General features: G+C 42.1%; 9 protein-coding genes and 1 pseudogene. 6 read left to right on the top strand and 4 right to left on the bottom strand.

What is annotated here, in order from left to right:
- Window positions 1-183 precede the first annotated feature (183 nt).
- From E7413_06955 to E7413_06940, 4 genes are all read left to right on the top strand, one after another.
- Window positions 184-2100: a hypothetical protein gene (locus E7413_06955; protein ID MBE7019594.1), complete on the top strand. Its 1917-nt coding sequence runs from the start codon at window positions 184-186 to the stop codon at window positions 2098-2100.
- Between the two features lie 115 nt (window positions 2101-2215).
- Window positions 2216-2878: an ABC transporter ATP-binding protein gene (locus tag E7413_06950; GenBank protein MBE7019593.1), complete on the top strand. Its 663-nt coding sequence runs from the start codon at window positions 2216-2218 to the stop codon at window positions 2876-2878.
- Between the two features lie 2 nt (window positions 2879-2880).
- Window positions 2881-4116 (top strand): ABC transporter permease, encoded by a 1236-nt coding sequence (locus E7413_06945; protein ID MBE7019592.1) that lies wholly within the window; start codon window positions 2881-2883, stop codon window positions 4114-4116.
- Window positions 4113-5273, top strand: a complete 1161-nt coding sequence (locus tag E7413_06940; protein MBE7019591.1) for an ABC transporter permease — start codon at window positions 4113-4115, stop codon at window positions 5271-5273. Before E7413_06945 ends, E7413_06940 begins: the two co-directional genes overlap by 4 nt.
- Before the next feature lie 41 nt (window positions 5274-5314).
- On the opposite strand, the gene E7413_06935 is transcribed toward E7413_06940, so the two are convergent.
- The 3 genes from E7413_06935 to E7413_06925 form a co-directional block, all read right to left on the bottom strand.
- Window positions 5315-6232, bottom strand: coding sequence for a hypothetical protein (locus tag E7413_06935; GenBank protein MBE7019590.1), 918 nt, complete (start codon window positions 6230-6232; stop codon window positions 5315-5317).
- A gap of 61 nt (window positions 6233-6293) precedes the next feature.
- Window positions 6294-7946: a hypothetical protein gene (locus tag E7413_06930; protein ID MBE7019589.1), complete on the bottom strand. Its 1653-nt coding sequence runs from the start codon at window positions 7944-7946 to the stop codon at window positions 6294-6296.
- Between the two features lie 94 nt (window positions 7947-8040).
- The gene (locus tag E7413_06925; protein MBE7019588.1) at window positions 8041-8454 is read right to left on the bottom strand and encodes a hypothetical protein; all 414 of its coding nucleotides are present in this window, start codon (window positions 8452-8454) and stop codon (window positions 8041-8043) included.
- Between the two features lie 338 nt (window positions 8455-8792).
- Between E7413_06925 and E7413_06920 the strand changes: the two genes are divergently transcribed.
- Complete coding sequence (locus E7413_06920) at window positions 8793-9248, top strand: low molecular weight phosphotyrosine protein phosphatase (GenBank protein ID MBE7019587.1); 456 nt, start codon at window positions 8793-8795, stop codon at window positions 9246-9248.
- A gap of 94 nt (window positions 9249-9342) precedes the next feature.
- Here the strand turns inward: E7413_06920 and E7413_06915 are convergent.
- A pseudogene (locus tag E7413_06915) lies at window positions 9343-10107 on the bottom strand (hypothetical protein).
- Window positions 10108-10548: 441 nt separating this feature from the next.
- On the opposite strand from E7413_06915, the gene E7413_06910 reads away from it, so the two are divergent.
- Window positions 10549-15631, top strand: a 5083-nt coding sequence (locus E7413_06910; GenBank protein ID MBE7019586.1) for a hypothetical protein, incomplete at its 3' end; no start/stop codon positions are given.

The following is a 15631-nucleotide window of genomic DNA, read 5'->3' as shown; positions in this document are numbered from 1 at the left end:
ACTACCATATTAGTATACCACAGTTATTTTCATAAATCAAGACCTGAGCGAACTATCGGAACAGCTTCTCACAAAAATCAGTTTCTCACATTGATTTTTTGTTGACATTATCCATAAAGTGTAATATAATGGAGTCAGTAAAACAATAAAAAGCAATTGTTATTTTAGAAAGGAGTTATCCATATGTTTTGCGAAAAATGCGGAAAACAAATAAATGACGGGGAATCTTTATGCCCTGCTTGTGCTGCATATGAAGCTGCCCGGAAACAAGAAATCCATCAAGCTGTTCAAAATGACCAGCCCACCATTGATGCCACTCCTGCACAAGGCGGTGCTAACAACTCTTCTGAATATGCAGATTCTGCAAATCAAAAAAATGCGCAGGGAAACGCTTGTCCCTCTTGCGGAACTTCAAACCCCTATGATCAGCGTTACTGTAGAGTATGCGGAACTGCTTTGATTCACGCAAATCAGAATTTTGGCACCAATAATCAGAACACCACACAGAACCGTGGAGTTGCTGTGGGAATTCCTCCCGAAAAGACAAAAAAATCAATGAGCAAAAAAGCAAAAGTAACTGTTTGCTCTATTTTAATTGCTGCAATTTTGTGTGTCAGCGCTGCCGCTTGGGCATTTTGGCCTCAACTCACCACATGGTGGAATAACACTTTTACTCCTCCCATTGCACAAAGTGAAGAAGGATATACCCGCGATATTGCAAAAGCAATTACAAAAATGAAGGACAAAATTGTGAACGGTGTTGCGACCTCCTCTGAGGCAGAAATCACTTTGGGAGATAAGTTCAATACCCTGATTGAAGATCTTTCCGGAACTGATATTTCTCCCTATACCGATTGGATTGATACCCTATCCCTCTCCGGCGACGTTTCCGTGAAGGGTCCCCAGATGAGATATGCAGAAACACTCCGGGTAAACGGTTCTGACCTGCTGGATCTGGATTATAGTGTGGATTATACCGATATGTCTATGTATGTGGGATTTCCTTCCTACAACTCTCAGTACATTCAGTTGTCTACCAACACAGACGAAAGACAGTTACAGATGATGCAGGAAACGTATGCTGGTATGGAAACTGTCTTTTCGGCAATTCCTGATGAAGACACTTTGAAAAACACTCTGGACCGCTACGTTGAATGCATCGAATCTGCCATGGGCCCCATCGAAGAAACCGAAACTACTTTAGCAGTTAACGGTGTTTCTCAGGACGTAAAAGTTTCCACAATTAAATTAAGTGAACAGGACGGCAACAATATTGCAAAAGCGCTCATTGCTGAAGCAAAAAATGACGAAATCCTCAAAAAATACATAAATGACATTTCTTCTGTAACCGGTGCAGATGCAAAAGACTTTGTAAAAGCTATTACCCAAACCGAAGAATATTTGAATGACGGCTCTGAAGAAACCGCAGCAACCATTTACGTTTATACGGATGCGGAAGATGAATTTGTAGGGTTTAAAATAGAAGTAGACGGCGAAGAAATGAGCTACTATGCTGTAACTAACGGAGATCAGATCAGCGTGGAACTCCAGATTCCCATCTCCTCTCAAATGGGAACTGTTACTTTAGAATTTAGCGGAACCGGAACGATTACTGACGGAAAAATCAATGGAAATTTCGCAGTAAAAGTAATGGGAATGGATATTATTACCATCCGCACAGAAAATTATAAGGCAGACGGCACCGGCGGAACAGTTTTTGTCAGCGCCAATAAAGCCATTGCTACAATAGATGAGTCAATGTCCACTATTGCAGATATTTCCTTAAAAATCAGTTGGGAAACCCTCTCTGAAACAGAAGGCACAGCTAAAATTGAAGTATACTATGACAACGGCTTGGCATTAACTGTTAACAATCATGCTATTGAAAAGGAATTCAGAGGAATTTCCTACCCCACTGACACGCTGTCCTTGGATATAAACAATCCCGACGAAGAAGATCTAATGAACTGGACAAAAGGCACAGACTTTACAAAATTGATTGAAAATCTGCGTCAGGCAAAACTTCCCTCCGAATGGACAGATATGCTGGAACAGGCCTATATGATATACACCTCCCCCTTATCTTCCTTGATGTTTTAGCATTCCCCGTTTCCATCTTTGATTACATACAAATCAAAGAAAAAACACCATATAATAGTCAAGAGAACTGAGAGCAGCAGTGTTCTCAGTTCTCTTCACAAAAGAAGGATTTATTATGAAGATAGAACACATTCAAAAAAGCTACCCGAAAAAGACGATTTTAAAAGATATTACCTTTTCAGCACACGAAGGACAATGTATCGGAATTTTGGGGAGCAACGGTAGTGGAAAATCCACGTTACTGAATATCCTGGCAGGAATTTTAAAAGCATCCGGCGGAAATTTCTCTTTTGATGGAATCAATCTGTTTAAACAAACAGATAAGCGCTCCAAATTACTGGGCTACGTTCCTCAAAGTGCTCCTCTGTTGGAAGAATTGTCCGGTCGGGATAATTTATTACTGTGGTATTCCAAGAAAAAATTGGAGCAGGAGCTTTCCGAGGGTGTTCTGGGAATGCTGGGTATTCCCGACTTTTTAAATACACCGGTACATAAAATGTCCGGCGGTATGAAAAAAAGATTGGCAATCGGCTGCGCTGTTGCACATCAACCGAAAATTTTACTGTTGGATGAACCTTCCGCCGCATTGGATTTAGTTTGCAAAACCAGAATTTCCAATTATCTGGAGCAATTTAAGAGAAACGGCGGAATTGTGATATTAGCAACTCACGATTTGCAGGAATTACCTCTTTGTGACCAGCTTTACATCTTAAAAAACGGCGTCTTAAATTCCTTCACATATGATGGAAATGTTCATAGATTGGTAGGTAACTTATAACTATGAAAAAGCAGTATTTTACGCTTCAGCTAAAGCGGATTTTCAAAATTTTTCCTGCTGTGCTTTTGATTACGGTCATTACCTTTGGTTGTCTCGGATTGGCAGGCGGCGCCATTTTAAACTCCACTTTGAATGATGAAAGCCAAAAAAAATTCACCATCGGTATGGTGGGAAATTCCGATGATTCCTTTTTAGACATCGGTCTTCAAGCTCTGCAGAATATGGACAGTTCCCGTTTTTATGTGGAAGTGAAAAACTTTTCTGAAGAGGACGCCATCCGTGCCTTGGAAAACAGAGAAATCATCGGATACATTGATATTCCGGAAAATTATATTCAGAATTTATATATCGGAGTCAACACACCAGCTAGATATGTCACATTAGACGGACCGGAAAATTTAGGCTCCATGTTTTCGGAAGAAATCGTGAAAATCGTGTCCGAATTGGTGGTACAATCCCAAAACGGAATGTACAGTATGCAGGATTTGACCGATCAGTATGACCAGAAAGATTTCAAAGACAATACTAACCAGCTGATGATGATTTATATGAATCACATTTTGTCACGAACGCAGAGTTACCAAGTCTCCGATTTGGGCGTGGTTGGTTCAATCTCCCTGGGGAGCTATTATCTTTGCGGTCTGATTATGCTATTTCTGCTTCTTTGGGGAATTTCCTGCAATCGGATTTTCTCCGGCAGAAATCCCGATTACAATAGATTATTAAAGATTTCAGGAGTCTCCCCTGCTACACAAGTGCTTGGAGAATACGGATCCTATGCCGTGGCAAGCACAATTATGATGCTGATCTTTTCCGTAGTATTTGGGATTATTTTGCAATTTGTAAAACTACCGATTCCTGAACTGGCAAACGTGAAAATTACAGATTGTATTTTCTTTGTTGTAAAAATACTGCCCGTAATTTTAATGATTACCATGATGCAATATGCTTTTTATGAATTGATTCCCAACTTTATCGGTGCAGTGCTGACCCAATTTTTGACCTTTATGTTGTTGGGATACTTATCGGGATGCTTTTATCCCAACTTCTTCTTCCCCGATACCTTAAGAAGCCTGATGGAAACCTTGCCGGTAGGATTGGGCTTCTCATTCTTACGAAAAATTATGACCAAAGAACCGATATTGGCTGATCTTGCATGGGTATTTTCCTATGTATGTCTATTTTTTGTGATAGCTGTCAATATGAGAAAATATCGGATTACAGGTGATTTCAAATGACGAAAATACAACGGACTTTTATATGGTTTTGGATGCTGGGGAAACGTCTGTTAAAGCAATGGAGTTTTGTGCTTTTATTATGTCTGATTCCCATCCTGGTGCCAACCGTGAATATGGCAATATCAGAGGACAGCGGACTTGTGCACATTGTGTTGTGTCACGAAGGAAATGATATAAAAGCACAATCTATTATCTCATCTTTGCAGGAGCGTGATACCCTGGCACGGTTCAGCACAGCAACCTCTGCCCAAGAGGCGACAAAAATGATTGCTAACCATAAGGCAGACCTTGCCTGGATATTCCCCGATGATTTTTCCAAAAAGCTGGACGATTATGCAGGCAACCGTTCCAATAATCCTGTGGTATCTGTAATAGAACGGGAATCCAATATGGCAAACAGAATTGCAAACGAAATGCTTTTCAGTGCGATTTATCCGGATTTTGCTTATGACATTTATCGTAACTTCTCCGAAGAAAATGTGGTGGATCAGCACAATGTTTCTGAGGATGTACTCATAGAATACTACAATAAACTTCCTAAAACAAATGATGTGGTTTCCACGGAAAAACTGAATATGGACGGTGCAGTCAGCACAATTGAGGTCAATTACTTAAATGCTCCCATACGGGGTCTGCTTGCCATTATGGTTCTCTTGTGTACTTTAACTGCTGCAATGTATACCATCCGTGACCGCGGAGAAGGTCGTTTTGATTGGTTACCGCCCCAAAAGCGATTAGTCCCCCTTTGTGGCTCCTGTTTTGCAGCAGCAATTCTTTCTGCCACAGTAATGTTGATTTCATTATTGATTTCCAAAATGGCGGGAAATTTATGGATTGAACTGTTGTCAGCCCTGCTGCTGATTATTACGGTAACCGCTTTCTCTTTACTGGTTTCTTTGCCCTTTTCTTCCTACGGAAAATTTGGCGCTGTGATTCCCGGTATTTTAATTGTATCCCTGGTGTTATCTCCGATTTTCTTTGATTTTGCGGCACTGGAAAATTACTACCGTCTGTTGCCGATTTACTATTATTTAAACGGTATCTATCAAACCAAATATCATTTATGGGCATTGCTTTATGCAGGCATTTTGTTCCTCTTAACCATCGGAGGAAACTATCTGATTTCCCAACAGAAAAAACAGAATCATATTATTTAATCACAAAAAAAGAGCTGTCTTACGACAACTCTTTTTTATTCTCAAAGCAGAGAAAGCAATGCTTCCGTATTCTCTTCACTGTATTCAATTTCAGAAGAATACAAACGGGTAAGCTCCATAAAATCAGCAAAGGAGACATTTCCTTTTTTCTTAATTTGCAAAGACGCCAAAGAAGAAATAACATACACACCCAAAACGGCGAATAAAATCCGTTCTCCATAGCGCCCGTCTTCCAACCCGCCTGCTAAATGACGGTAAATAAAATAGGAAAACAGTTGCTCCAAGGGAACTTCCCATTCTTCTCCGAGCGGTTCCAAAAATTCCGCTTGTTTCAAGGATTTTAGCATCAAAACCCAAGTTTTATCCAGCTGTTCCAAAGAAAGAAAAATATCTGCCCATTCCCGATATGATTTTTCGGGAAACGAAATACCATATCCTTGACACAAGGACAAAATTCTTTTGTGAAGAGACATCTTTCTGTCGCTGATTTTGCAAAAAATATCATTTCGGAAACGAAAGAATGATATTTCCTCATCGTTTAGAATCCTCCCCTCTTTTTCAGGCATCGAAAAGGGTTCTTTTTGAGATAAAACGAGCCGTGCCGCTTCCTCACAGCAAAGCCCCAATCCCACCTCGGTACACCCTGAAAAAAAGTTCCGGAAACGGGGGTGGTCGGAGCAAATCTGACAAAGAAAATCTTCTCCTTTTTCCAAAATAATATCACATAAATTATTATCGTTCAAAAAAGGACATCGTTCTTCATTTTGCAAAATAAAATGGGGTGTGCCTTCGATGGAAATATTCTTTTTCAAACGGTTTCCCAAATCACTTGAAATCCCTTGATATTTCTCATATGTGACCGGGTCAATATCTATTTCCCAACCGATGCAACAGTTGTGTTTACACACACCGCCGATGCACTTAAAATCTTGATAATAAAAAGGATAAAAATCATTCATAAAAAACACCTTTTTTTCTAAAAAATGTCTTGAAGAAATTTCTCTCCAAGACATTTTTAATTTAACGAAGATACCCTGTTACTTCATAGAATTTTTTACCCGCTAAAACTGCCTGTTTTACTCCTTCGGAAAAGGCATTGTAAGTGGGTACATATTTCACGCTGAAACGGTTAGTATTCCAACGGAACACAAAGCGTAAAATCGCATCAGATTCTTCTTTTTTTACTGTTTCAAATAAGGATTGAAATTCTAAAATATTGCTGTTTTCGGGCAATAATTCTGTCAGAGTTTCATCCAACAACCAAGAAGTTACCACCACAGTGTAATCCCCGAAAAACGCTTTCGCTTGTTCAACGGATGAAAGTACTGCCTCTTTGGTCAGTTTTTCTCCTCGGGGGATATAGCATTTCAAAATGGAATCTCCTGCCTGCACACCTCGTTCGGGAATGTCTGTTTCCGATGCTTCCAACGCAAACTGAAGTCTTCCCAGACGGATAATTTCACCGTCTAAAATGCGCAGAATCCAATCCATTCTGCCTAAAGAAAGTTCATTTTTCAAATCACTGAAAATGTGTGTATAAGTAAGAATATCTTGTAAGGAATCCAATAAAACTTCTTCGGAGAGCCCTTTTTCCTGATATTTTTTGGATAAATCTTCTGCTAAAAACAGCGCAGATAATAAATTTCGTTTGCCATCCTGACAATCCGCTTTATAATTTCCCACGGTGATGGCATCGGAAATGGGAATCTCTTTCAACGCATGACAGAATTCTTCATCAAAATATTTCGGGAATGACAGTTTATCATACCATTTTCTGATAATTTGGGGCACTTCAGGGTTGGTTGCACGCCAGCCACCTGCATCATCCGGCACGGGAATATCGTGTTCTACCTGGGGAGTTTTTCCTAAAAATCTGAGCACATTGTGATAATAGTAATTCTCAAAAATCTCCTTGCGGACACCAAATTCTCTCATCAACTCGCCATCAATATCCAACCATTTTTTTGCCCACTGAGGTTTATAATCGTGAGCAAAGCAATCGGAACCGAACAAGATGTTATGACCGGTATCATATCCACCACAGAACAGCTTATAAAGCAAGTCTCTTCTATAGATAACAGGAGTTCCGGGAGTGGTATCCAAAAACATTTCTGCAGGATTTCCGTGCCCTTTGGCATTTAAGAACTGACCGTACACCGCAAAGGATTCATCAATCCAAGGCCAGGAACAGTGTCCCAAAGAAAACCGCAGTTTGGGAATCTGCGAAAGAACCTCCCAATGAACCGGACGGTTATGCTTGGAGGAATCGGTCCCGTCCCATAAAATTCCGGAATGAAAAAACACAGGCACATTCAAATCTGCGATAGTGCGAAGAACTTCCATACAATCTTCTTCATACACATAAAAATCGTGACAAATCATTTTGAATCCGCAGATTCCTTTTTCCACTGCTTTCTTTACATTTTCGCATAAGTTTTCTTCGTGAGGATGAATCCACACAACAGGAAATAAACGTTCTTCATATCCTTTGCACCATGCTAAGGCTTCTTCCACACGCTCATCAAAAGAAAGACCATTTTTCGTATCAGATTCTTTGGGTTGGTATGACATTACGCAACCACCCCAAACCCCTGCTTTTTTCATATTGGAAATCAGGTTGTCCGGATTGGGTTTGGTGCCCCAGGCGTGAATATGCATGTCTAAAATTTTCATGGTTTGCCCCTCCGTGTTTGCTTGTTTTGTTGGAAAATATCATATCATATTCACGCTTTTTTGTCAATTCATTCTCCGATAACTCTTGTAAAATTTAAAACTCTGTGATAGAATCAGAAATAAAGTCACAAAAGTGCTCTGATTCTGATTTTGGAACAAACACGTTGGGTACACTGAGCGAAATACAAACGCCGTCGTAAGAGTTGTCCATCGTAATGCCAGTTGTGTAGGAAATCAGTTCGGCAAATTTTCCAATGTGCTTACCGTAAATGTCTACCAACGGAAAATATGCTGTGAGGCCCGCAGATTCTTCCTTCGGCTCCAGTTTCACCGATTCAATATAACCGCCACTCTCTGCTGCCAGTTTGGTGAAAAATTTTAAAATTTCCTGAAATTTTCTCATTTGTTCCCCATTGACAACATAATCCTGATTGTTTCGTTCTGCCAATACCTTTGCGTAGATGCGTCCGATAGTTAACAGGAATTGCTCGTTGTAATTTTTTTTCATAGTGTTGTTCTCCTTTTGTGTTTTGAAATTTTATATGTTTTATTTTTTTGATATTTCGGCCTCCCTGCTCTTATATAGCTTTAAAAGAGTGTGTAACGCTCTTCGTTTATATAGTCTGGGCGTTCGCCGTCCGTCTATATAGTAAGGGTGTACGGGTGTTCCGTCCGTGGGCGATGTTGTGTGTTGCCTTGCGGTCCGGTTTGCCCGTCCGTCTATATAGTAAGTGCGGGCGGTGTCTGTTCTGTCCGCTTATATAGTCGGGGTGTCGGGTATCGGTTTCGGCGGACGGGGTTGTAAATTTACGAAAATTTCATAAAAAACAGGAGGTATCCGAAAAAATGATAAAAATTATGTTTGTATGCCACGGCAACATTTGCAGAAGTCCTATGGCGGAATTTGTGTTAAAAGATATGGTACAAAAACTTGGAAAAGAGGATGAATTTTACATTCGTTCTTCCGCAACCAGTCGGGAAGAAATCGGAAATCCCGTTCACCACGGCACGAAAAAAAAGCTAAAAGAATATGGCATTTCTACCGAAGGAAAATATGCCGTTCAGTTTACTAAACTAGATTACAATACCTATGATTACATCCTTTTGATGGATAGCTGGAATGTAAAAAATCTCAATCGGATTATCGGTTCCGATTCTCTCGGGAAAGTAAGCAAATTACTCGATTTTGCAGGTGGTGGCGACATCGCAGACCCTTGGTACACCGGAAATTTTGATGATACCTACCGAGATGTGGTGGCAGGATGTGAAGGGCTGTTAAAACATTTGGGATACATCCAATAAAAAAAGAGGCTTGAAGCCTCTTTTTTTATTTGCATCCGCAGTTTCTCTGATTGGTTTCACGGGGAGTGGATAAGGTATTGTTGTCAAAGCTGCAGGCATTGGGCGGGAAAAATTCATCCACGGGGAAATTGATGTTATCAAATAAGTCGCAGGGGTTATCTTCAGTAGCGCCCACACATTCCTTATCCGGCACACAGAAGTCGTAAACGGGTACTAACAGTTGCACATTTCTTTCCAGGCGAATGATGGAAAATAAGCCCAAGGTAACATACACATTTTTATCTCGTTCTTCTCCGATAATATCATCATCAAAACAGCAACAAATTTCTCTGGGTAAGCTGGAACAATCCATTTCACAGCAGCAGTGATGCTGATTGCGTTCCACAACTTTTGCAGATAGTGCAATGGGTTCTACAACGTCAACAATCGCCATAGGCAGATTGTTCTTCACAGACATCTGAATGTCCCTTTCATTGGGACGGTATTTGGAAGTGAAACTTTTGGATTTTCCTTCAGAACCAAACAGAATCACTTTTTTATCAAAGGTGGCTAATCCTTCCACGGTAACCGGACGGCCCACTCCGGTGAACACATCTAAGTATACCTTGAAGAAATATTTTAAATCCACGGTGTAGAAACCGCGGTTGAAGGGTACTTCCTCCACGTCAGTATATACCCAGATGATTTCCGCTTTTCTCACTTTGATATTGATGGAACGGTCAATCAGTTCCTGACCGCAAGGAGTTACATACACTCTGGCATCAACGATACAGTCCTTATCCTTACATGCGTCATAAACTTTATCGGTATGAACACAAACTGCATCACGAATACTACCGGTTGCAAAATCTTTCGACATACTAAATCCTCCTGATCATTTTGAAATCGCAGACAAAATTAACTCTTTGTTCCTTTTTTTCTGCGTTCAGTTTATTGTATGAAAATTTTCATCTTTGGTGACTGTTCTTCAATTTTGCTGTAATTTTTTGGTAAATTGGAATCAAAATCAAAAAAATGTTAAATTTTTTGTAACTTTTTTGTAACTTTTTTGTAACAACACCATTCTCTTACAAACAGAATAAAATACTTGATTTTCAAGGGATTAGAAACAAATGTAAATGAATAGAAATCATTTGTCCGCTCAGTAAGGACAAAAAGCATATTTTCAGGGGTAATAAAAATCAAATTTTTCCTTGCTATTTTCACAAAAAAGTTGTAAGATAAATAGAGCCTATATTATAGGCACGTATATATATTAGTATAAAAAAAAAATTATAAAAAAAGAAAGGAGACCCAACATATGAGACTCAAAAAACTTCTTTCCCTCATGCTGGCACTGATGATGGTAATGTCTATGTTCACCATTACCGCAACCACAGTGTCTGCAGCAAACACCGGTAAGATGAAAAACGTCATCTACATTATTGGTGACGGTGCGGGTTTTGAACCCTTCAAACTTGCCGATGCAGTAAAACAGGCAGGCGGTATCAAAAATGTATACCCCAATGCCATCACCCAAACCACCAACAAGCTGTACATCAAGGATTACTTGATCGGCGGTGTAACCACTTATCCCGCAGGTGCATCTGTAACTGACTCTGCGGCATCCGGTACCGCTTTAGCAACCGGTCACAAAGCTGGTCTGTACTCCATTGGTGTGGATGCTTACCTGAATCCGAAAGCTAACCTTTTGGAAGCTGCAGAACTTGCTGGTAAACGTGTAGGTGTTGTATCCAAATACGAATTCTCTCACGCAACTCCTGCTGCATTTACCGCTCACTACTATAACCGTGGCGTATATCGCCCCATGTCTGAACAGGCAGTTTACCAAGACTATGATGTAAACTTATGTCCCGGTCTTGAAATTGCTGAATTCAACAATATGAAGACTCTGGTTCAGCAGCGCGGCTACAGATTTGTGAACAACAAAACCGATTTAGCAAACGTTAAAAACGGTGATAAAATCTGGAGTAACTTAAATGGTTACACCCATCCCTTTGATATCAAAAAATCTGCTTCCGATGCAAACTTACTGGATATGACCAAAGCTGCAATTACCGCATTAGACGGCAGCAACGAAGGTTTCGCAGTAATGATTGAAGCAGCTATGATCGATACCGGCGGACACGATAACGATGCATTAGAAAATGTAGGTGACTTCATTGAATGGGACGAAACCTGTAAATGGGCCATCGAATGGGCAAAAGCAAAAGGCGACACCATCGTTGTTATGACTGCTGACCATGATACCGGTGGTATGAACATTAAAAATCAGTCTACCGCAGTATCTCAGATCAGAAGCGGTGTGAACCCCACCAGCGCATTAACCTGGGATTCCAAAGACCATACCGCAAGAAATGTTCCCCTGTGTATTTATGCTCCCGCAGGCATCACCATGCCTTCCGGCACTGCATCTACTCCGGGTAACTTAAACAACTTCACCAATTACGTAATTGATAATACGAAAATTGCTCCCTGGATTGCAGACTGCTTAGGCTTAGACTTAGCAGATGCTACCGATGAGCTGTTCGTAAACGTTACCTCCAAAGGTAGCATCACCCCCAAAGCTGACCAGAACGGTTCTATGAGCACCTGCGCTACCTTCAAATTCAGCGGTGTAAACGTTTCTATTGAAGCAAACCAGTCTGTTGCAACCATCAACGGCGATAAAGTTGACTTAGGTGGTCAGCTCGCAGTTTGGGAACCCTACAACAACAGATTCTATGTTCCTCAGAGATTATTAGACTATATGGCAACCGGCGACTATCCGTTAGTTCCCTTAAACTGGACCGGTAACGTAAAAGCTCAGGAAGGTTTCAACGGTTACTACGGTGACTTCGCAGTAAACGCTGCAGGTTCCTTAACCTTAGCTCCCGGTGCTACCGCAAGCTTCACCTGGAATGCTCCTTATACCGGCGTATACGGCATGCAGATTAAATGTGAATCTATCGGTACTCCCACTACCTTACGTGCAACTGTTGGCGACTACTATGGTGACTACTACTTCACCACTACCGGTTGGTCCAACAACCCTGCAATGTATCAGGACCAGGCGATTTACTTTAAAGCAGGTACCAACACCATTAACGTAGAAAACGTTGGTAATGCAAACATCACCATTTCCGAATTTGACTTCGGTCGTTTGGATGCTGCCGGTTTCGATTCTATGGATTACCTCGACTTCTGTAAGAGAGTTGACGGTCTGGAACCGGAAGAAAACGCGTTAATCACCACCACTGCAATTACCAAAATGGGTACTGCAGGTACTTTCTGGGGTAACGTTTCTACCTACGAAGGCGTAACCAACGTGAACAACACTGCAATCACTATGGCTGCAGGCGGTTGGGCAACCTTCAACGTTCCCGTTGCAACCGATGGCTTATACTACTTAAAAGTCAAAGCTTCCGGCGGCAACACCACCTTAAACATTCTGGCAAATGACGAATACTACGGCGATCTGGCTGTTGGTACTGCTGATCAGTACTACACTGCAGGTACCGACGGAGATTATGAAATCATTTATCTGCCCGTTGGCAAAGCTACCGTAAAAGTACAGAACACCGGTAGCGCTGCTACTACCATTTCCGACATTCAGTTCGGTGCTACTCAGGATTTAGTGGATGCTGGTATTACCCCCACTAAAAACGATGCGAAAAAAATGGCTACTTGGGTAGGCGCTGCTCAGGATCAGGATGGTTACTTCAACGGCTACACCTCTGACGGTGAACCGATGACCACCTTAAATCCCGGCGAATACACCACCGTTACTGTAACTGATATTCCTTACACCGGTGTGTATGCATTCCAGCTGAGACTGCCCACCATCAGCGGCACTGCAAAAGTTAGAGTAACCACCGATAAAGGTTACTACGGCGACTATGCTATTACCGAAGCAAATACCTGGACCAACAGAATGACCCCCGGTCAGGACCAGCCCATTTACTTCACCACCGGTACCAACACCTTCTACATTGAAAATATCGGTACCACTTCCTTCTACATTAAAGACTACGATATCGGTAGAATGGACGGCGGCAACTCCATGGACTTTGCTTATCTGTTAAAACAGACTGACAGACTCCCCGGTGGAGATGCTCCTCAGCCGACCGCAACTCCTACTCCTACTACCGCTCCTACCGCAACTCCCACTCCCACCACCGCTCCTGCTACTCCGGCTCCCACCGATACTCCTACCCTTCCCGATGGCGTATCTCCCTGGACCGGTGCATTCAGCGACTTAGCTTCTCATAAGAACGGTTATGTGGGCGAAATTTACACCATGACCACCTTCACCAAAACCAACGGTACTGAATCTGTTGAAGGTGTGGACTATCAGGCAACCTCCGGTTCTCCCTTCAACGGTGGACAGTTCACCATGATTTCCGGTGACTGGGGTAAATATGAAATCACCGTTCCCTACACCGGCGTTTATGCAATGCAGTTGCAGACCCTGTGGATGAGTGGCGATCAGAAAACCACCTTTAAAGTTTCCACCGAAGACGGTTACTACACCGAACAGACCTTCACTCAGACCGGTTGGACCAGTGGTTCTATGGCTGACCAGCCCATCTACTTAAAAGCAGGTAAAAACGTAATTACTATTGAGTTAGTAGGTCCCAATAACTGTGTATTCACCGGTATTGACTTAGGTAGATTAGACGTAAACGGTGCAAATGCATCCTTAGACTACTTACCCTTAGTTAAAACCGAAACCGTTGTGGATCCCGAACCGACCGCAACTCCCACTCCTACCGCAACTCCCACTCCGGTAACTACCATTACCTACACTGCGCCCTACACCGGTGCTTACAAAGTAACTGCTGACAAAGCTGTTACCATTACCAACGAAACCGGTCATACTGCAACCTTAGATGCAGGTGCAGAAAAATACTTCTACTTAATTAAAGGTGCAAACATTATTGAAACCACCGATACTACTGCAACCTTAACCTTCACCGAACTGGCTAAACAGGGTGTTGATTACATTGCAGAAGCAGAAGTTGCAGCTCTGCCCTTACCGGCAAACCACATCTACTTAGGTAGAAATGACGGTTCTTCCAACATCAACAACTTCATCACTTCTTATGAAGGCGGTGCAACTGCAGCAGGTAGCTATGTATCCATGCCCGCAGGAAGCTCTGTTGTAATCACTGCAGATGTAGATGAAAACGGTTTCCGTTACTTACAGATGCAGATTGATGACCAGAACAAAAACCTCTTCACCATTGAATCTGATTTAGGTTACTACGGTGAAATCTATCAGGCAAACTTAGGTTGGAACAACAACGGTGCTAACGATGGTTCTATCGACGTAGAATACATCTATGCAAGAAAAGGTACCAACACCTTTACCGTAACCAACAACGGTACCGAAACTGCAGTTGTTTACTCCTTACGTTTATCCAAAACTGCTCCGATTCCGGAAGATACCACCAATGCTGATTTCGAACCTGAATATCTGGCTCAGTTAAACTACGAAAACTGTGATTTAGTACTTCCCGAACCGGCAGAATACACCGTTACCTGGATTGTTGACGGCGTAACCACTACCGAAACCTATGTAGAAGGCACTACTCCTTCTTACAAAGGCACCACCGACAAAGCAGCTGATGCTCAGTACACCTACACCTTCGCTGGTTGGGATAAAGAAATCGCTGCAGTAACCGGTGATGTTACCTATACTGCACAGTATAACAAAACTGTAAACGAATACACCGTTACCTGGATCGTTGATGGCAAAACCACCACCGAAACCTATGCTTACGGTGCTACTCCTTCCTTCAAAGGCACTACCGACAAAGCAGCTGATGCTCAGTACACCTACACCTTCGCTGGTTGGGATACCGCAATCGCTGCAGTAACCGGTAATGCTACCTATACTGCACAGTATAACAAAACTGTAAATGAATACACCGTTACCTGGATCGTTGATGGCGTAACCACCACCGAAACCTATGCTTACGGTGCTACTCCTTCTTACAAAGGCACTACCGATAAAGCAGCTGATGCTCAGTATACCTACACCTTCGCTGGTTGGGATACCGCAATCGCTACCGTAACCGGTAATGCTACCTATACTGCACAGTATGACAAAACTGTAAATGAATACACCGTTACCTGGATCGTTGATGGCGTAACCACCACCGAAACCTATGCTTACGGTGCTACTCCTTCCTTCAAAGGCACTACCGACAAAGCAGCTGATGCTCAGTACACCTACACCTTCGCTGGTTGGGATACCGAAATCGCTACCGTTACCGGTGATGCTACCTATACTGCACAGTATGAAGCAATCCTCTTAGACGGTTTCACCGGCTTTGCATTAAACGGTGATACCGCTACTGTAACCTACAAGAAAGCAGCTGACGCTAAAGACGGAATCG

Source organism: Oscillospiraceae bacterium, from assembly GCA_015068645.1.
Classification (GTDB): domain Bacteria; phylum Bacillota; class Clostridia; order UMGS1840; family UMGS1840; genus SIG452.
This window is presented reverse-complemented; position numbering and strand designations above follow the sequence as displayed.